Source organism: Acetobacter fabarum (assembly GCF_040702925.2).
Classification (GTDB): Bacteria; Pseudomonadota; Alphaproteobacteria; order Acetobacterales; family Acetobacteraceae; genus Acetobacter; species Acetobacter fabarum_B.
This window is the reverse complement of record NZ_JBFCXX020000019.1, coordinates 32,159-51,239: the sequence shown is the minus strand read 5'-3', so window position 1 is coordinate 51,239 and position 19,081 is coordinate 32,159. Positions and strand designations below refer to the sequence as shown.

19 protein-coding genes are annotated in these 19,081 nt (G+C 59.4%); 4 read left to right on the top strand and 15 right to left on the bottom strand.

What is annotated here, in order from left to right; translation table 11 throughout:
- Positions 1 to 54: 54 nt before the first annotated feature.
- The 9 genes from AB2L51_RS12165 to AB2L51_RS12125 form a co-directional block, all read right to left on the bottom strand.
- A complete protein-coding gene (locus AB2L51_RS12165; RefSeq protein ID WP_400922111.1) occupies positions 55 to 657 on the bottom strand; it encodes a DUF2285 domain-containing protein in 603 nt (200 codons plus the stop codon).
- Positions 605 to 823, bottom strand: a complete 219-nt coding sequence (locus AB2L51_RS12160; RefSeq protein ID WP_400922106.1) for a transcriptional regulator domain-containing protein — start codon at positions 821 to 823, stop codon at positions 605 to 607. The genes AB2L51_RS12165 and AB2L51_RS12160 overlap by 53 nt, the downstream gene beginning before the upstream one ends.
- 310 nt (positions 824 to 1,133) lie before the next feature.
- The gene (locus AB2L51_RS12155; RefSeq protein ID WP_395582416.1) at positions 1,134 to 1,271 is read right to left on the bottom strand and encodes a hypothetical protein; all 138 of its coding nucleotides are present in this window, start codon (positions 1,269 to 1,271) and stop codon (positions 1,134 to 1,136) included.
- Between the two features lie 344 nt (positions 1,272 to 1,615).
- The gene (locus AB2L51_RS12150) at positions 1,616 to 1,939 is read right to left on the bottom strand and encodes a DUF736 domain-containing protein (protein ID WP_395582417.1); all 324 of its coding nucleotides are present in this window, start codon (positions 1,937 to 1,939) and stop codon (positions 1,616 to 1,618) included.
- 18 nt (positions 1,940 to 1,957) lie between these two features.
- On the bottom strand, positions 1,958 to 2,173 hold the full coding sequence (locus tag AB2L51_RS12145) for a hypothetical protein (RefSeq protein ID WP_395582418.1): 216 nt from the start codon (positions 2,171 to 2,173) through the stop codon (positions 1,958 to 1,960).
- 540 nt (positions 2,174 to 2,713) lie between these two features.
- A complete protein-coding gene (locus AB2L51_RS12140; protein ID WP_395582419.1) occupies positions 2,714 to 3,289 on the bottom strand; it encodes a hypothetical protein in 576 nt (191 codons plus the stop codon).
- A 158-nt stretch (positions 3,290 to 3,447) separates the two neighbouring features.
- Positions 3,448 to 4,383 carry a DUF2493 domain-containing protein gene (locus AB2L51_RS12135; protein WP_395582420.1) on the bottom strand — a complete coding sequence of 312 codons (936 nt, stop codon included), beginning with the start codon at positions 4,381 to 4,383 and terminating at the stop codon, positions 3,448 to 3,450.
- A 312-nt stretch (positions 4,384 to 4,695) separates the two neighbouring features.
- Positions 4,696 to 5,757, bottom strand: coding sequence for a DUF7146 domain-containing protein (locus AB2L51_RS12130; RefSeq protein ID WP_395582451.1), 1,062 nt, complete (start codon positions 5,755 to 5,757; stop codon positions 4,696 to 4,698).
- Positions 5,757 to 10,061: a strawberry notch-like NTP hydrolase domain-containing protein gene (locus tag AB2L51_RS12125; RefSeq protein WP_395582421.1), complete on the bottom strand. Its 4,305-nt coding sequence runs from the start codon at positions 10,059 to 10,061 to the stop codon at positions 5,757 to 5,759. The genes AB2L51_RS12130 and AB2L51_RS12125 overlap by 1 nt, the downstream gene beginning before the upstream one ends.
- 198 nt (positions 10,062 to 10,259) lie before the next feature.
- Here AB2L51_RS12125 and AB2L51_RS12120 point away from each other — a divergent pair, with 198 nt between their 5' ends.
- The 3 genes from AB2L51_RS12120 to AB2L51_RS12110 all read left to right on the top strand — a co-directional run bounded on the left by AB2L51_RS12120 (position 10,260) and on the right by AB2L51_RS12110 (position 11,969).
- Positions 10,260 to 10,535 (top strand): HU family DNA-binding protein, encoded by a 276-nt coding sequence (locus AB2L51_RS12120; RefSeq protein ID WP_354859034.1) that lies wholly within the window; start codon positions 10,260 to 10,262, stop codon positions 10,533 to 10,535.
- A 99-nt stretch (positions 10,536 to 10,634) separates the two neighbouring features.
- On the top strand, positions 10,635 to 11,357 hold the full coding sequence (locus AB2L51_RS12115; RefSeq protein WP_395582422.1) for a hypothetical protein: 723 nt from the start codon (positions 10,635 to 10,637) through the stop codon (positions 11,355 to 11,357).
- The gene (locus AB2L51_RS12110) at positions 11,358 to 11,969 is read left to right on the top strand and encodes an RES family NAD+ phosphorylase (RefSeq protein ID WP_395582423.1); all 612 of its coding nucleotides are present in this window, start codon (positions 11,358 to 11,360) and stop codon (positions 11,967 to 11,969) included.
- A 12-nt stretch (positions 11,970 to 11,981) separates the two neighbouring features.
- On the opposite strand, the gene AB2L51_RS12105 is transcribed toward AB2L51_RS12110, so the two are convergent.
- From AB2L51_RS12105 to AB2L51_RS12080, 6 genes are all read right to left on the bottom strand, one after another.
- Entirely contained in the window at positions 11,982 to 12,626 is a 645-nt protein-coding gene (locus tag AB2L51_RS12105; RefSeq protein WP_395582424.1) for an antitoxin of toxin-antitoxin stability system, read from the bottom strand.
- Complete coding sequence (locus AB2L51_RS12100) at positions 12,619 to 13,029, bottom strand: hypothetical protein (protein WP_395582425.1); 411 nt, start codon at positions 13,027 to 13,029, stop codon at positions 12,619 to 12,621. The genes AB2L51_RS12105 and AB2L51_RS12100 overlap by 8 nt, the downstream gene beginning before the upstream one ends.
- A gap of 80 nt (positions 13,030 to 13,109) precedes the next feature.
- On the bottom strand, positions 13,110 to 14,297 hold the full coding sequence (locus tag AB2L51_RS12095) for a DUF932 domain-containing protein (protein WP_395582426.1): 1,188 nt from the start codon (positions 14,295 to 14,297) through the stop codon (positions 13,110 to 13,112).
- 146 nt (positions 14,298 to 14,443) lie between these two features.
- Positions 14,444 to 14,809: a DUF6915 family protein gene (locus AB2L51_RS12090; RefSeq protein ID WP_395582427.1), complete on the bottom strand. Its 366-nt coding sequence runs from the start codon at positions 14,807 to 14,809 to the stop codon at positions 14,444 to 14,446.
- A complete protein-coding gene (locus AB2L51_RS12085; protein ID WP_395582428.1) occupies positions 14,799 to 15,299 on the bottom strand; it encodes a DUF6878 family protein in 501 nt (166 codons plus the stop codon). Before AB2L51_RS12085 ends, AB2L51_RS12090 begins: the two co-directional genes overlap by 11 nt.
- A 91-nt stretch (positions 15,300 to 15,390) precedes the next feature.
- Complete coding sequence (locus tag AB2L51_RS12080; protein ID WP_395582429.1) at positions 15,391 to 17,481, bottom strand: ParB/RepB/Spo0J family partition protein; 2,091 nt, start codon at positions 17,479 to 17,481, stop codon at positions 15,391 to 15,393.
- A gap of 401 nt (positions 17,482 to 17,882) precedes the next feature.
- On the opposite strand from AB2L51_RS12080, the gene AB2L51_RS12075 reads away from it, so the two are divergent.
- Positions 17,883 to 19,043 (top strand): phosphoserine transaminase, encoded by a 1,161-nt coding sequence (locus AB2L51_RS12075; RefSeq protein ID WP_395582430.1) that lies wholly within the window; start codon positions 17,883 to 17,885, stop codon positions 19,041 to 19,043.
- Positions 19,044 to 19,081 lie beyond the last annotated feature (38 nt).

The following is a 19,081-nucleotide window of genomic DNA, read 5'->3' as shown; positions in this document are numbered from 1 at the left end:
CGACTGTGCCTGAAATAGCATCTGGCTGGGTCAATTCCTGATGAAAAACCCGGGTCAGTTCTCAGTGAAAATCAACATCGTGGCCTTACGCAGCAGACGTCCGACCCGTCCACGCTGGGACGAGGTATCCCATTGCCGTGCGTTCATGTGTCTTACGGATGGATCAAGAACCACACCGATATCGCGATGGGAGGCACCGGCCCGTCGTCCGGCATAGGCACAGATGGCGTCCGCGATAAAACGCGCACGGTAGACCGGCAGCCCCAGCGTTCGAGATAAAGGCGGAACAGGAAGTCCGGAAAGGTAACGAATAAATCTCCGTACTTCTGCAATTCTTAGTTCCTCTCCTCCATCAAGAGGAATGAGGACTGCAGCACGATCACGAGCTCTCGCATCACGGATCTGAACAGTGTAGGTGTTTCCGTCGTGATGCAGAGCAAAGGTTCGACTTTGCGGTCCCTGCTGTTCTGTGGTCATAGCCTCAAGGAAAATGGCCGGAAGCCGACGGTAGTCAAAACCTGCGGGTGCTTCCATAATGATTGTGATACCAGGATAAAATTCCGGTGCCCAGAGTGCCGGTTGTATCCATGCTGGGATGTCCGGCTCAGCCGGTACAGGATAACCCCCAGTAGCGAGCAAACTGCTCCACCAGTTCATGTCGCGCACGAATACTCCTAAGCATCCCGAGTTGCCGACCAAGAGACTGATATCCCGTGACGTAAGCAGGAATCCGGCGCAACAGTTCATGCGCAAGCCCGGGCGCATCGAGGTGGTGCAGATGTGAGCGAAAACGTGGATCGTGCCAGTCGGGCTGTTTGTCCATGGCAGTTCTCTCCCATTCCCAGCCAGAACTACAGGGATGGCGAGAGCACGTCATAGATGCCACCAAGAAAGCACTGCATCCGAAGATGATGCACCATTGACAATGTTTTCGATTGGGATGTTGGGCGATTTGCAGTTCGAAACGCTATTTTTGCCAAAACAGCATCATTTTCGAGTGAATTCGTCAGCCGGATCGCCTTGATACAGGTATTAGAGAACGAGGCAGGACTCCCTTTAATGAAGGCACCCTGACAATATTGTGAGCACTGAAAGCCAGGCTAACCACGTAAAGAGCGGGACCAAAGCCCCCATCAGGCGGGAGGCTCGGTATCGCGTCGGGCAAGCGCCTCTTTGAGTTCGCGCTCGATCTGCCGGCGCTCACGGCGGCTCAGGTGAAAGCTGGTCAGTTCGGCGCGCAGCATCTGGATGTGGTCGTGTAACGTACTCATCGTCCTGCTCCTTTACGTTTCTTGAAGACAGGACGGACGGCTCATGCCGGGGTGGACCGGGTCAGGGATCGCCGCAGGCGACCGGCCTGCCGGCGCGTGGGGGAGCCGATTTTGTTCGGCGTGCCCGAAGGGGGCGTCGGGCAAAATTGGGGGGGACCACGCGTCCTTGACGCGGTTCGCCCTCGCGCATGGTACAATGGGAAAGCTGAGGGAAAGCCTCATGTTCCTCCTGCGTTTCACGTCGGGCGACCAGCGCTGCCGCCCGTACCCCGGAAGAGCCCGTGGGAAAAGAAGCGCCGGAAGGCCCCGCCCGGGGAGACCGGGCGGGGTTGGTAGTGGGGACCTTACTCCCCGTTCCGGCTGCGGGGCCGGGTCCAGATGAGGGTGTAACCTTCCCCTTCCTCGTCGGTGAACAGGTTGGCGAAGATCGGGGCGGCGAAAGAGGGATCGTCCAGCTTCAGGCTCAGATAGCTGCGGCCTTCGTTGGAGCGGCGGGTCCATGCGGCGCCGAGTTCAACCCGTCCGAGGTAGACGCGGTAGTTGGGGGCGTTGTCATTGGCCCGGTTGGTTTCCGCCACCAGGCGGACGTTGCGGGCCTGCAGGGCCAGGGTGACGATTTCGCCTTCGAAGCCTTCGCCCACCTTCTTGAAGGAACCGATGTTAGCCATTGTCGTATCTCCATGCTGTTATCGGGCCGCGACCACCGTGGCCTCGATGGCGATCGACCAGCCGGAGGCGAGCGGCAGAGCACCCTTCAGGGCCGCAGCGCAGCGGAGGACGGCAGGGCCGGAACTTTCTTGTCTCGCGAGGAATGGCGGCGCAGCCGACAGGGGAAGAAAGTTCTGGAACGCCGTTGCGGCCAGCCGATCGAGGCGCAGCCGGTCTTCGGCTAGATCAGCCATCCGACAGAGGCCATGGTGTGCGGACCCGCCAGCCCCATGGAGAGACAATGCCGGCATGACCGGTCCGACAGGTGGGGAACGTGCGACATAGGAGGATATCGCGCTCGCCCGGTGTGACCGTCTTCCATGCTGGTGGCGCGGATCACGGCCTGACACCCGCCCCCGACTGCCGCGTCCCTGCTGCGAGCGGTTCGGGCCGCATCCTATGGACCCGTCGTTCCAACGAAGGCAGGCCAGCCGGTTGCCCGCTGGACGATCCCTCCTTCGCCACGGCTGTTTCGACCTGTTCACCGACGAGGAAGGGGACCATCGTCTCCCTCATCCATCGTCCCCGCAGCCGGAATGGGGAAAGAGGTCACACTCCGCACCCGATCTCTCCTGGTGGGGCCTTCCGGCGCGCGGGTACTCCCGTTTGCCTCAACCGATTGCGCGGGCAACAGGGAGCCCGACGTGTTTGTGTGGTCAGTCGATTAGCCGTAGCCGACTGTTTCTCCGTTTTTGCAGAAATGAGTTCGACTTCTGATTCAGCAAGCGATTTTTTCAATAACCCCGAATATATTTCAGAAAATCATTATTTTGTCTGTTTTCATCAGAGCTATCAGTAATTCTGGACGCATCTGTCTGTTTTACGGTTCGCTCGATCAGATTGTTAGCTCGCAATGGAGCAACCAGAGTACCCAGAACCTCCGCACTGGTTTTATACAATGTCCAGAAGGGCCAGACGGTGACTTGACCTTCCAGAAAATGAAGGGTGCAGTTCGCCATGACGCCGGTACCCTCGCAATACTTCTCTTTCCATAACCCTATCGACAGAAAATGAATATCGTCCAGGTTCAGAAGGGAAAGAAGTTGCCAAAATGGTGGACTGCTATGCGAATCTTGTAAACGAATATTGCCGTATTTATTTATCAATCGCCGCAGCTGTTGTGTCAGATGAATTTTGCTCACGACCTTCCGCTGGGACCGGATAACCTTATCCAGTGACAGACTTGCATGAAGCAGCGCACCCTCACCGTTGATCCAGACAGAAACGTCCCCGAAAAAATGATCCGTTTCCTTGTGCGACGACGCGTCCTGTGGATCCATCCCGATTTCAACCTGTCGATTATTATCCATTTCTCAGTCTTTTTCTCTCACAACAACACTCAGTTAAACGATAAATTTCCATTTGCAGAGCATAGCAGGCTACTGTCACTGACTTCCTGTTTGCAAATTCCATGATCATGGTCACCTCATGTAAACTACTAGGGGTGTAACGAGAAAGAAACTGACGCTCACGCGCCAGCCTCCCTGCGAAACCGCCAGACCGGAATGCCCATCTGTTTGGCCTTGTCGGCCAGATTGTTCTGAATGCCCGATCCCGGAAACACCATGACCCCGACGGGCAGGACTTTCAGCAGGGCGTCGTTGCGCCGGAACGGGGCGGCCTTACCGTGCCGGTTCCAGTCCGGCTTGAAGGCGATCTGGGCGACCTCGCGATGATCGGCCCAGCGGGAGGCGATGAATTCCGCGCCCTTGGGCGAGCCACCATGCAGCAGCACCATATCGGGGTGTTTCTCGCGCACTTTGTCCAGCCGGTTCCAGATCAGGTGATGATCCTCGTAATCGAGCCCGCCGGTGACCGCGACCTTTGGTCCGGGAGGCACGAGCAATTCGGTTTCGGCCTTGCGGCGGGCGTTGAGGAAATCGCGGCTATCGATCATCGACGCCGTCAGGGTGCTGCGGCTGACCAGCGAACCTGAGCGCGGTCGCCAGGGCGACATGGTCAGGCGTTCAAACTGGTCGCAGGCCAGATCGCGAAAGATCTCGTACGCATTGCGTCGTTCCAGCAGGGTCAGCCCTTCGGCGATGAGGCGCTCCAGTTCCACCGAGCGGATCTCGCTGCCATCCTGCTCCTGCTGGCTGCGCTTCTGCGCCGCCTCGTTACGGTCGAGATCCCGTTCCACCTGCCCGACCATGCGGTGAAAGACATTGACCGTGGACCAGAGCAGCGGTTCGAGATCGGGTTCCAGCCTTGTGTCGGTCAGCGTGGCCGACAAGGCGTCGAAGATATCGGCAACCGCGCCCTCGATCTGGCCGGCGTCGGGCAAGGGCCTCGGGTCCGGCTCATCCTCAAACGGACGGTGGCCATAAAGCTGAAGTTCCGCCAGCACATGAGCAGTGGAAGAGGTGGCGTGTGCGGGTTCGAAATCGTCCTGTGTGCGGGTCATGGGTCTGTCCTCCGGTTCTGGCCGCGCCCCTCGCGGCCTTTCCGGGGGCGGAAAGCGGCAGACGAAGGTCGGGCCGGAACCGCGCAACGCGCGGCCGGAACGCAGTGGAGGATGGCAGGGAGCCGGCTATTTTGCTTCGCGATGCAAAGCGCGGCACGCGCGGCGGAAAATAGCCGGCTCCGCCATTGCAGGCCCGGTCTGGCTGACGCCCGCTCCCCTCCAGAAAAGGCCGCGGGCGCGCCCTATCCGGAAACGGGACAGCCGCGGACCACACCGGAAAGAAGATAACCCGCCCCCCCTTCCCGGCCCGCCTCAGCGCGCGACGGATTGCAGGAACTGCGCCACGTCCTGCGGGGCAAACTGGGGATGCAGGATCGCCCGCATTGCGCCACGCCCGAGATAGCGGAGATCATCGTTGAAATCCGCCAGACGTGGTGACAGCACAAGGCATTCGATCCCGGCCTCCTGCGTCCGGGCATGCAGGGTCGTCACCGCATGGTCGCCGGCCAGGTCGTCATCGCGCAGCACATAAAGGCGGCGCAGGGCAGGCGGAAACGCCATGGCGGCGAGATGCACCGAGGACAGGCACGCGGCCAGCGGCAGATCGGGCATGATTTCGTGGAGCGAGAGCGCCGTCTCGATCCCCTCGCCTGCCGCCATTACGTCGGACACCGTGCCAAAGCGCACGGCATGGCCAAGAAGGTCGCCCATCGCCCGGCGAGGCATTTCGACTGGCGCCTTGCCGCGCCCGTCGCGCGCCAGCCAGGTACGATGCACACCGGTAACACGGCCTTCGAGATCGGTGACGGCGGCGATCATGGCAGGCCAGGTCTCGGTTGGACTGTCAGCATCGGCGCGATAGTAGCAGTCCGGGTGGAAACGCAGGGCCGCCATAGGGGAACAGCGCGTCAGATCGCGTCCCCGCAGATAGACAGTCGCAACACCGGACAAGGGCCGACTGGCATCCCACAGGCGGCGCGCGGCATCCGTGCTGCTGCCGCCCGTCTCGGGCCGGTGCGACGGGGGCGTTCGCGGGCGATCCGCCGTCCGGTCAGGTTCAGGCTGCGGCAGGGCCAGAAAACTGCGCGCCTCATCAGCAACGTCGCGGAATTCGATCAGACCGAGGCAATCACGGATCAGGTCGAGCAGATCGCCGAACGCGCCGGTGCTGGCATCGGTCCAGCGCCCGGCGGCCCCCCGTCCTTCCGAGGGACCATGCAGTCGGACATAAAGCGAGCGGCCGGGGGTATTATGGACATCGCCGACCAGCCAGTAATTGCCATGCCGTCGCCCGGCCGAGAGGTAGTGACGGCACACCGCCTCGGCGCTCTCTGCCAGACGGCGTGACAAATCCCGTGCATCATGCTCCGCCATCATGCCGCATCCCTTTCCGTCACGCGCTCGATCGGCCAGGTCTCGAACAGCCGTTCCAGAACCTTATCTCCCGCTTCATCGACTGGCACGAAGAACCGCAATGTCCACGAGATGATTTCCGAAAACAGACCATAGGCCCGCAAACGTTCCCGCATCCCTTCGGTAAAGCCGGTCAGTTCGATCCGCGCCCGTCCCATCACCCGGACCCGCCGCACCTGCATCCGTTCGGCCAGATGCAGAACCGTTCCGCCGTGCAGCAAGGCCGTGCGCGCGTCCTGTCCGGACAGCGACAGACTGCCCGTCGCCCCAGCGCTGGTAGCCCACGCCACAGGTACGCGTCGACCAAGCACACGCTCGCCATCATCGGTCTGTAACCGATAGACCCGCGCATGATCCGTCGGCAGGCGTTTCCAGACGGGCAATAGTAGACCCGTCACCATATGGAACTCGGTCTCGACGAATTCATCGACCGTGCGCAGATCCGCCTCCCACAAGGCCGCGAAGGTGTCCTCATCCACAGGCTGCCAGTGGCTCGCCGCGAAGGCGTCACGCGAGAGGATCTGCGTGTCCATGGGCCTGACCAGACGGACGCGCCATTCGAATTCCCCGCCTTCCGTCACCAGACCGGGTGCCGGAACACGCACCGCGACCCGCCCGGACTGGGTATTGCGCACAAGACCGGACTCCCGCTCCCGTCCCAGAGCCAGTGCTTGCGAGAGCGTAACGGGTTCCGAGCGCCGACGTTCCCGGATAGTCAGCAATTCCGTGTCCGCACCGGTTTCGGCATGGGTGTGGATGGTCTGGCGCGCGAGGATGGTGAAACTGTCCGCACGCAGGGTTTCCAGCCCCGCATCATAGACACCTGCGGCCACTGCCGCCTCGACACGGCCTGCCAGCAGATCCTCGAATGTCGCGAAGAGCAGGTTCTGCAACGCCACCGGCAGGGCGAGCATCCGGTTGAGGAACGTGGAAATCGGCGGAAGCTTGTCCTTCAGGCCCGTGTCATCGACCAGGGACAGACCCGTCGCGCCCTCGAACTGCGCCAGAGTGCAGCCTTCGACCTTTTCCCGGGCGAGAAGACGGTAGAACTGCCGCAGCGCATCGCGCGCATAGGGACTTTCGAGATTGTCCTCCGGGCGAAATAACCCCTGCCCGCCTGTCTGGCGCTGACCTCGGGTTATAGCGCCCAGCGTGTCCAGCCGGCGGGCGATGGTGGAGAGAAAACGTTTTTCCGCTTTCACGTCCGTGGCAATCGGCCGGAACAGGGGCGGCTGCGCCTGATTGGTCCTGTTGGTACGACCCAGCCCCTGAATGGCGGCATCCGCCTTCCAGCCGGGTTCCAGGAGGTAATGCACCCGCAGACGCCGGTTCGCAGCGGAAAGCTCGGCGTGATAGGACCGGCCGGTACCTCCGGCATCCGAGAAGACCAGAATACGCTTGGCGTCATCCATGAACACCTGCGTCTCGATCAGGCTGGCGGCGGCCGGTCGGCTTTCCACTGCAAGGCGGTCCCCCTTGCGCACGATGCGGCGCGAGCGGCCGGTCACTTCGGCTACTGCATCGGTGCCGAAATGCTGGATGATCTGATCGAGCGCGCCGGGCAGTGCCGGGAGGGCTGCGAGCTGTTCGATCATCGCATCCCGCCGCGCCACGGCCTCACGGCTCAGGACAGGCTTGCCGTCGTGAAAGACCGGCCGTGAATACACATGATCCGACCCGTCGCTATAGGGTTCATAAAGCTGGACCGGGAAGGAATGTTCCAGATACCCAAGGACGTATTCGCGCGGCGTCACATCAATTCTCAGGTCATTCCAGTCTTCCGGCGAGATCTCCGCCAGCCGCCGTTCGGTCAGGGCCTCCCCAGTGGAGACAAGCTGGATGACGGCCGCATGGCCCTCGGCCAGATCGCGTTCGATCGCGCGGATCAGGGTCACGGTCTTCATGGCCGTGATCAGATGGTTGAAAAACCGCTGTTTCGTGCTCTCGAAGGCCGAGCGGGCTGCGGCCTTGGCCTGCCGGTTCAGCGTGCCGTCCGTTCCGGTGATGTTGGCGGCCTGCATGGCGGCGTCGAGATTGTTGTGGATGACCATGAACGCCTGGGCGAAGGCGTCATAGATGCGGATCTGTTCTGGCGTGAGCTGATGCTCGACCAGTTCGTATTCGACACCGTCATAGGAGAGCGACCGGGCGGTATAGAGTCCCATGGCCTTGAGGTCGCGCGCCAGCACCTCCATGGCCGCCACACCGCCGGCCTCGATGGCGGCAATGAAATCGGCCCGCGTCACGAAGGGGAAATCCTCCCCACCCCAGAGGCCCAGACGCTGGGCATAGGCCAGATTGTGGACCGAGGTCGCACCTGTGGCGGAGACATAGACCACCCGCGCATCCGGCAGAGCATGTTGCAGGCGTAGTCCGGCACGGCCCTGCAAGGAGGCTTCCTGATCGCCCCGCTCCCCTTTGCTGCCGGCGGCGTTCTGCATGGAATGCGCTTCATCGAAGATGACGACCCCGTCGAAATCAGCCCCCAGCCATTCGACGATCTGCTGGACGCGTGAGGCTTTCGCACCGCGTTCTTCCGTCCGGAGCGTGGCATAGGTGGTGAACAGGATGCCCTCAGTCAGACGGATGGCGGTGCCCTGCGAAAAACGCGACTGGGGTGTGACCAGGAGCCGTTCCATTCCCAGCGCTGACCAGTCGCGCTGCGCGTCTTCGAGGAGTTTGTCCGACTTCGACACCCAGACCGCGCGCCTGCGGCCGTTAAGCCAGTTGTCGAGAATGATGCCCGCGACCTGACGGCCCTTTCCGGTGCCAGTGCCATCGCCAAGGAACCAGCCGCGGCGGAACCGGACACCATCGGGATCGTCCTCACCGACACGGGTGAGGATGTCCCATGTCTGATCGGCTTTCCACCGACCTGCCAGAAAGCGATCATGGGCCTGGCCAGCATAGATGACGGATTCCAGTTGGGCGTCGGACAGCAGGCCGTCATGAATGACGGCATCAGGGAGGGTTGGCTTGTGGGAAGGCCCGGGCGGGCGCACCGAGGCCATGGCGGCCGACTGGACCAGTTTAGTGGGATGCGGCCGGGCGCTGGGAATTACCATGGTCTGGAGACGATAATCCTCATAAAGAGCGTCAGACAGACGTGTCGCTACGGTTCCATGCTTATCCGGCGGCAGGATGTCATACGGCAGAACTGCGCCCTGTATCTCAGAGACCGTCCTATGGCCCGCAGCGGCGGCCTTACGCCCGAGATAGCCGCGCACAGTGCGAGGCGAAGAAAGAGCAGCAGAGCGTGACACTGGCGACGATTGGCGGAGCTGCGGCTGACGGGACGGCAGATCATCGGTGACCCAGCCCAGCAGGGTGGGAAAATCCGGGGCCGTGCCGTGGGCCGCGACGAAGTGTGATGGCTCGGAAGCAGGTGTGCGGTCGAACACCAGAAGCCGCGTTTCGACGCTCGTGCCATGCTGCCGATAGAGCGGCCCCGCGACACCCGCCGAAAACACCAGACGGGCTTTGGCCTGAAGGGTGGTGAAATCATCGGTCCAGCGTGGGTTATCAGGGCAGAAGGACAGTCCTGTCAGGGCGACCAGCCGACCACCCGGGGCCAGCCGGTCCAGCGCTGAGGCGATGTGCCGGAAGGTCGTGTCGGGTGCGCGACCGGCCACATGCACCGTCGCCGAGAAAGGCGGGTTCATAATGACCACATCCGGCTGGATGGTCTGCGGCAGATAGTCGTGGATCTGTGCGGCGTCATGCCGGAACAGGCGGGCTGCCGGAAAGAGCGCTGCCAGCAGGTCCGTACGGCCCGGCGCCAGTTCGTTGAGGGTCAACGACGCGCCGGCCAGTTCGGCGAAGAGGGCCAGAAGACCGGTTCCGGCGGACGGTTCGAGCACATGCTCGCCGTGCGCGAGACCGGCCGCCCGCATCATGCAGAATGCCAGTGGCAGAGGCGTCGAGAACTGCTGCCAGGTCTGGCTATCGTCGGACCGATGCGTCTGCGAAGGCAGAAGTGACGCAAGGCGTGCGATGCTGGTGAGGAGATCCGCGTCTCCCGAGGCGCGGGCCATCAGTGCCGGTCCATAGCGGCGCAGGAAGAGAACGGACGCCGCTTCAGCCGCGTCATAGGCCATTTTCCAGTCCCACGCACCTGCGGCGTCAGGGGCATTGAAGGCGGTTTCCATCGCCTGGCGCAGTCGGCTGGCATCCAGCTTCTCACCGCGTTCGAGATGGGCGAGAAGCAGTCGTGCGGCGGCGACATTAACGTTCGTCTCACCGATAGGGGTTACAGGACAATCCATGATGGAACGCTCCGGGGAAGAAAGACGGACGGTCCCGGCACGCCTCCCTCTCCCGCACCGGAACCGTCCGGTTCAAAACCACCCTTTCCCTCTCCGCTGCCGCACATCCGGGACACGCGGGGCTTGAAGCCGCCACAATCTCTTCGTAACGGTTTTGCGAGGCTTACGCCTGAACCATTCCGACAGAAGGCATTGCACATGAAAATTTCCGAACTGGTCGATCAGATCGCCGAGACGACCGACGCCAGCAAGACCGACACCCGCAAGGTGCTCGATGCCCTTGTGGAAGCGATGACCGCCGCCGCCAAAAAAGGCGAGGAGATCTCCCTGCCCGACTTCGGCAAATTCAAGGTCAAAGACGTGCCGGCCCGGGAAGGACGCAATCCGGCGACCGGTGACAAGATCCAGATCGCAGCCTCCCGCAAGCTGGCGTTTACGCCCGCCAAAGCCCTGAAAGACGCGCTGAACGACTGAGACAGGCCGAAGGCGCGACATTAGACGTCAAGCATTTTACGAGCTTATCCAACTTGACAAACTTGTCGAGAATAGAGAGGATGCAGCAGGAGAACCGCCATGCCCCGAGCAACTGCATCCTCTTCCACCACCAAATCGCGCCGCCTCACCACAAAGGCGCGTAGTGGCGCTGTGATCCTCAGCGCCCCAGGTGCGAAGGCCCTCTCCATTCCCGTGGAACGAACGATCCTGACCTCTGTTGCCCGGCAGGCCGGACCCACGCGCTCTATGATTGAAAATCTTGGACAAGCACTGGCGGAGACCCGCAATACGGGCCGGAGTGTCCGCTTTTCTGTCGAAGTCACCCCTGAAGGGGCCGTCCGGATTGTGCATCCCCCAGAAAATGAGGGCGTTACAGGCACACAGGAGGTGAAACGGGCTCCGGGTAGCGGACTTGCCCGTGCAAAAGCCCGTGGCGAAGCGCTGGCCGCCAGAATCCTTGCCCGCGAAGACATGGTGACGGCGGAAGAACTGGCCCGACGCATGGGAACGACACGGGTTACGGTCAATGCGCGGCGGCACGCGCACCAGTTGATCGGGCTTGAAGGTGCGACACGCGGCTATCGTTATCCGACATGGCAACTCAATCATGACGGTCGCCCGTTCGCCACCATCCCGGATCTGTTCGCCGCACTGGGGGACAGTCCGTGGACGCTTTACCGCTTCCTGACTCAGGAGCATGCGGAACTCGAAGGGCGCACGGCGCTCGCCGCGTTGCAGGCTGGAGAAGAGACACGCGTATTGTCCGTCGCTGCCAGCATCGCCGAGGGCACCTTCGCGTAAATGCCGTCCGCAGGCCTGCCCCCCAGCAATTTCGACGAGGCTACGCTCGCTCTGACGACAGTCTCCGCCGGCGCCCGTTATGGTCGCATCCTGATGAGGCGGTTTACGGACGGTCTGGGGTTCGGCAAGAACGAGAGCCGGTTCAGCGATCCACGCAATCTGCATGCACAGGAGCGTTTCGGCGTTCTCTATGTGGGTACCAGCCTGAAGGTCTGTTTCGTGGAAGCGATCCTGCGTGACAGCCGTAACGGGATCATTGGCGCGCTTCTGCTTGCCGAGAAGGAGATCACCGACCGCGATTACGTCGAAATCCAAGTCATCGATGATCTGCGCCTCGTGGATCTTCGGAGCGACAATCCCTTGCGGATGGGAATTCCCAGCGATGTCGTCGGCGGATCGGACCAGCGGCTGGCGCGCCGGTGGTCACTCGCACTCCATAATCATCCTGCCGAGCCGGATGGAATCCTCTATCCCTCCCGGCTGAACGAGGAAATCAATGTGGCGGTCTTCGAACGCGCAATTCCGAAACTCTCCGTTTCTAAAAGAAACCACCTTATGGACATATCCGGGCTCGACGACATTCTTGACCTGTTCCAGGTGGCCATAAAATAGAAAGAAGCCGGATTACCCGAACCGACTGCCATCAGCCATAAACGTGTAGCCATTGGCGCGAATGGCTTCGTCGGCCGCCTCATCTGACGACTGATAGTCCCATTCCTTTTCGAGCGAGCGATACAGCCAGCGCGCCAGATCGCGCAGGGCCTCGGTAATCCCTTCCTCCGCGTCAGCCGTCATATCCTGACCGGATGGGCTGTCACGACTGACGTCGATCCGCATCGTATATTCATGGTAATAGAGGCCGCGTTGCGTGATCCGCGCGGTAAGCTGGTAGAAATTCCGTCTCTGGAGCGGAGTTAGCTGGTCTGCAATGGCATGCAGCCCCTCGTCCTGCGGCGCATACTGACGGATTTCATGGGCCGCACACCGCGCATATTTGTAAACGCCCTCGAACGAGGCGCCGTCCCCCTGACTGGAAAACCCCCGGAAATAGATGCAGGGATCGCATACGCTGGAAGGGCCTGTCGAACGCCGTGATACCGTCGCAACGTCCACCCCGATTATGGCGCATATGCGCAGAAAGTCCTCATAGACAGCATCCCACCAGGGGAAGCCGTCCAGAGTATCCCGATACCAGCAACGGGCTTTTTCGCGAGCGGCAGCGGACAGTTCATCGATCTGATAAACGGTGACGGAGAGTATCTCAGGCATCGGGATCATCTCCTTCGAGAGCACCGGCCAGCCATTCGTTGGTGCTGGTCCAGCCAACGGATTTACCCGCTCCAAGATCAATGAGATGCGCGCCACCCCCGAAAGCGTCGAGACGGGGACGCGAACAGGTATTTGCATACTCCATTCCCCACAAACCGGAGAGTGAAAACGCTTCCGCGCATTTCAGCACGAATGCGATGACGCATTCCGGGTCGCCGCCAGACTCATCATGGATCCACAATTCAGAAGAGCCTTCCTTAGACAGCAGAAGGGAGAACCCGTCAGAGAGACAAAAACCATCTTCATCCTCCGTCTCGTTCCGATAAAGTTCCAGTGCTTTGAGCGCGTTTTCATGTGTTCTCACATCGAGAAGGCAGGAGAAATGCGTGAAATAATCGGCCATTTTCAAACCCTCCATAAAGAGAAAGCCCGGAACACGTCCGGGCTTTCGCAAAGGCAATGATGAAAAGTGCAATAGGGAGATCAGACACGCTCCATGAGCTTGCGGGCCTTTCCTTCCAGATCGAGCCGTGTGTCCTGATTGCTTTTTGTACGGGCGAAAGCCGTAATGCCCTGCACGAAATCAAACACGCTTTCCGGTGGCCGGCCTTCCTCGTGCAGAACCGTCTCGATGATTTTCCCCGTCTCGGGTTTCGAGAAGCCCTGCCGCCGCAGGAAACGTTCGCGATCGTCCTCGTCACGGGCGACGATCTGCTTGCGTGACTCCTGAATTCCGGAAACAAACGATGCTGTGCTGGCGTTTGCGAAATTCCGCAGCGCAGGTGCGGCCTGGTGAACAAAACGGGAGGCCGCAAACTTGCTGTGCCGGATCGTGATCTGCTGCAGATTTTGCTGCCCCCAGATCAGCCGGTTCTGGCACACACCGCGCAAGTAGAAAGAGGCAATACCGAGGCTTTTGCTACCGACTTCTGAATTCCATGCGTAAAATCCCCTGAAGAAAAGATCAGGATCTCCATTTGGCAGCCGTCCTGCCTCGATCGGATGTGTATCGTCCACGAGGAACAGAAAAACATCTCTGTCTGACGCATAGAGCGTTGTGGTTTCTTTCGTGATGTCCACATGGGGATTATGGGTCATGGTCGCCCAGTCAATGACGCCCGGTACTTTCCAGTTCGTATCACCTGTTCCGTTACCCGCAATTTTTCGCACGGCTCCCACAAGCTCATGGTCCCAGATGCGTCCGTAATCCGGCCCGGTCACAGCCCGCAATTCGACACGGCCGTCGCCGGTCTCCAGCGTCTTGACCAGTTCCGCCCGATGGGACAGCAACCCATGCTGTAAGTTGATCGCGGCCAGCGGAGCCGGAAGATTGCGCAGGTAAGACGACGGCGCGCTAACAAGGCTGCACAGTTGCCCGAAAGACCAATGGGTCGGCGCAACCGGTGCGCTCTGGCCGGGGACAGACAGGGTCAGCCGCTCGGCGTTGTCGCGTGACGCGTCCACGCGGATGGCGCGGCTCTCCACCGTGCGCGCTGTTGCCCGTTCCGCACGGCTCAGGGTCGCCGCGTGCAGGTCAGTGAGCGAGAGGTAGCGCTCGTCGTCGGGCCGGGAATACCACTCGGACGCCACACGGTGGTCAACCCGGCCACGGGAAGGATCAATACGAAACCCGCCGGCGGGACGGACTGAAGGAAGAACGGTCATGGTCATGGAAACTCTCCTCTTGCGCCGGATATTCGGCACATAAGGCGAAGCCGCCCTCTCCCTCTTCAGGGCATGAGCAACATGAAAAAATGCGGCTTCCGGAGACCGAAAGCCGCATCATGACCATAGAGAATAATAGAGTGTTCAGAACGTTATGATGGGGTGTCGAGGTCGGTCTCCCGCATCTGATGCAGAGACTTCGCCCGTCCCATCCACGGTTGCGGCCGGATTTCCTTCAGCCAGTCCACAAAGCTCGGGATAAAGCCGAAGTCTTCGCGCATATGCTGCTCACCGATCAGCCGGACGGGCACGACCCTGCCCGTTGAAAGCGTGAGGGTGACACCGAATAACCGCTGCGCGAGGTAGATCCCCTCGGCATGATGCCGCAAGGCCCTGTGACGGAAGTCTGCCGATATCCGCTTGGACTCGTCGAAGAAGTCATGAATTGGCAGGAAATCGTCTACCGTTCCACCCCACTGCCGCACGGAAGATAGGGCATGATGATAACTATGCGCCATGGTCGGCCTCCTCTGTCCAGCTATGTTCGTAATATTCCGAGGACGTATAGCGCTCGTTGAATTCAAGCGTGACGGTTCGCTCAGGCACGTCAAAAATGATATCGCCATATGCGCCAGCATTATTTTCCCAGCCGCCATGCGTCTGTGCAAGGGCGTCGTAACAGACATTCTCGATCGCATCGTTGAGAGAGCCGGACACCTGGGTAACGTCAGCATCGGGCCATGACGTGGTCTTCATGGCAATTTCGCGCTGAAGAATGTCCGCCTGGTCTTCGGGCGTGACAGTGATATCCTCTATTTGGCCGCTGTCCCCCTCGCCATTAAAGGAGACCTTGACCTGGGTGATGCCGTGAAGGGCGAGTGTGGCGAATACAATCCGCCGGTTCTGCACCCCCGCGTCTCTCTGCGCGGCTTCGTGACGTTGCCAGCGCAGCGTATAGTCAACCGGGGCAGCTTCAGGGGTGGCGGGGACGCCTGATGTTTCTGACATGACAAGCTCCATCGGATCATATAGTTGGAAGAAAGGGCGGGCCGTGACCCCGCGAACCTCGGGACCACGGCCCTGAGTGGTTGGGAAATGGTTATTCAGCGGCGATCCCGGCGTTCAGGAAGGCCGGCAATTCCACGTCCTCCGCCGTGTGGTTCTGTTCCTCGCCAGACGCGGCATCGTCAGCCAGTCCCGCACGCAGCGCTTCGGGGAGCCAGCCGGAACCTTCGAGCAGGCGTTCCGCCTCACGGGCCATGTCCGCTTTCTTGAGATGCGCGATCAGGCCGGCCGCCTGTTCACCGCGTGCTTCGCGCACGGCGTCCAGAATATGCGGCTTGGTCACGCGGCCGAGATAGTTTTCGACCGTCGGCTGCCATCCCGCCTCGACCGGATCAAGGTGCAGGGCCGAGGCCAGCCGGTTGCTGCGGGCCAGACGGCGTTCGATCGCGCGCGGAGAGATCGACCCATGCGGATTGACCTTCTCAAATAGGGCATTCACTCCAAAGGAAAGGCAATGCGCGAGAAGGGCCAGACGACTGGTCTCATCCAGCCGATCCAGCCACGCCCACAGTTCGTCCTCGTCCTGCGGCAGATCCTGCTTCCATCCTTCGTGCCGCGCGCGCAGGGCATGGGCCGCCAGACTGCTAGCCAGATCGGGTGCCTGGATCGGGAACCCGATAGCGCGCACTCCGGCTTCGAGGCAGGCGCCCCCACGATCGTCCCGGAACAGGCTGACGCAGAGGGTATGCAGGAATTCCGTCAGCGCCACGCCGGGGTTGCTGGCAAACGCGTCCCGCAGGGCCAGCGTCCGCCATGCCGTCAGTTCGGAGAGCAGGCGATCCGGGATTGGGCGGCGGAGATCATCCTCGTCTTCGGCGTCGTCGGGCGCGATGTGCTGTCCTGTCGCACCGGTGGTCGCGCTGTCAGCATGGTCTTCGGGAGCGGCGCCGTCTTCCAGGGTTGCCGCAGGATCGTACGCGTCGGAGGGGTTTTCATCTTCGTTATCTTCCGGATGGGCAAACCCGCGCTCGATCAGCAGGGTTCCGTCACTGTCGAGGCTGACGAAGGCCCCACCCCGCACGATGTCACCCGGATCGAAAATTGCGGGACGGGTTTCGAGGGCTTCGATGGCCTGTTCAATCTCGCCAAGGCGATGATCGATTTCGTCGGGCAGTTCGTCGGCCTCGGCGTATTCCGCTTCTATGGTTTCCTGCTCCGCACGCAGGGCGGCCAGACGGGCGGTATCCTCCTCGGACAGCAGCGCCGGCGTCCCGTCGATCTCGACCAGATGGCGGGTGTGCCCCCAGGGGAACGACAGGGCCGTCTCGACCCATTTCCAGCCTTCGGCCCTGACCTGATCAGCGGCGGCCTGTAGTTTCTCCATCACGAGGCGGTCGAGGATGGCGGGATCCTGCAGCCACCCCCCATCATCGGCCTCGAACAGGTCGCGCATGACATGACCGCCTGCCGCGACATAGGCGTCCAGACCTACAAACCGCGCACGGGCATCGGACGCCCGGACGGTCTTTTCGGTCAGCATCCGGCGAATGACGTAAGGTTCGCGATTATGGCTCTGGGCGACGATTTCCCAGACCTGCTCCTGACGCACCGCATCATCGCTGATGGCAAACGCCATAAGTTGCTCAAGCCGCATGCCGTCCTGTTCGTAGACGTCCAGCAGCTTTTCGGAGACGGTCATCAGGCGCAGACGCTGCCGGACCACGGTGACGGGGACGAAGAACGCGACTGCGATTTCCTCCTCGGACATGCCCTTTTCGAGCATGTCGCGGAAGGCTCGGAACTGATCCAGCGGATGCAGGGCCACGCGCTGGACATTCTCGGCCAGAGAGTCATCCTCGGCGAGTATGGACGATCCGGCCTCGCGGACGACGCACGGCACAGGGGCAGTCTTGTTGAGCTTCTTCTGCTTCACCAACAGTTCGAGCGCACGAAAACGTCGTCCGCCAGCGGGGACTTCGTAAGTACCGGTCTCGGCCCCGGTGTCGTCGAGAACGGGGCGCACATTCAGGCTCTGTAACAGCCCGCGGCGTTCGATGTCTCGAGCTAGTTCGTCGAGCGAAAGACCGGCCTTCACACGTCGGACATTGGACTGGGACAGGACCAGTTTGTTGAACGGAATGTCACGCGAGGAACTAAGCGCGATTTTGGAAACGGTGGTAGTCATGGCGGAAAACTCCACGACGGTCGGAGAAGAGCCTTTCTCCCCCTTTAATCCGTCAGAGCAAAAAGAACACTCCTCCAACTCTCTGAAATAAAAAGAAAAAACATCATTTGAATCTTTACTTATTAATAAAAATCAAGAAATGATACTTCCTGCGATTATATATAGTAAATATAAATGTATGAGTGAGCCGATTACGCTTAGTCTCTCATGCGGAAAGTTATTTGGCAGCACATCTACGCCCTAGAAATTAGTTACCTCAGCAGAGTAAGCCTCCAATCAATCGGGAATAACGAGTAAATATTTTTACCTAATTTTTTAATCATTTTTAACTTATTGTATGCATTGTTGGAAAAAGCTATATTGGGATTGCACAAAATCATCATCCTTAAAAAGGGACGGTAATGCTCGATCCACGCGCTATGCCTAAACAAAAACCCGTTTCTCCTAACTTTTCATCAGGTCCTTGTAAAAAACGGCCTGGTTGGAGTTTGAACCAACTTGACAACGCTTTGATTGGTCGCTCACACCGCTCACAAGCAGGGAAAGCTAAACTTTTAGAAGTAATCACTCTTAGTAAAAAAATTCTAAAAATACCCAAAGAATACAAAGTTGCTATTGTACCAGGCTCAGATACAGGCGCTATGGAAATGGCAATGTGGAGTTTACTCGGCCCACGCGCCGTTGATGTTTTTGTCTGGGAAAACTTTAGCCAGATATGGCTAACAGATATCGTTCAAGAACTTAAGCTTAAAAATGTAAGGGAGTTTATTTCTGAGTATGGAAAAATACCTGATTTAGAAAAAACTGACCCGAACCATGACATAGTGTTCGCTTGGAATGGTACATCTTCTGGTGTAAAAGTACCGAATGGTAATTGGATTGATGATAACAGAACAGGTCTTACTATTTGCGATGCGACGTCTGCAGCTTTCGCGATGCATTTACCATGGGACAAATTAGATGTGACAACTTGGTCTTGGCAAAAAACTTTAGGAGGCGAAGGTGCGCACGGTATGATAGCGTTAAGCCCACGCGCCATTACCCGTTTAACTGACCATACGCCAACATGGCCAATGCCAAAACTCTTCCGTATGGTTAGTAAAGGTCAGGTAACCGATAAATTATTTGAAGGAGAGACCATAAATACTCCTTCTCTTCTAACGGTAGAAGACGCCTTGGACGGACTACGCTGGGCAGAAGAGATTGGGGGGCTTACCGCCCTAACGAAACGCTGTACCGACAATCTCTCTATCTTTACAAAATGGGTTGAAAAAAGCACCTGGTGTAAGTTTCTGGCTGAAGATTACAATATTAGATCAGAAAGTTCAGTATGCTTAAAAATTACAAGCCCAGATATTGATCCGGCTTTATACCCAGAACTTGCCAAAACTATTACTCAAAAAATGCAAGATGCTAATATCGCACTGGACTGTGGTGCATACCGTACAGCACCAGCAGGATTCAGATTTTGGTCGGGAGCAACAATAGAACAGAAAGACATCACTATTGCACTACAATGGCTCGACTATTTTTACAATGAAACCATTAATAACCTAAAATAACTTACTATCATGAAGGCGTTAACAAACGCCTTCATGAT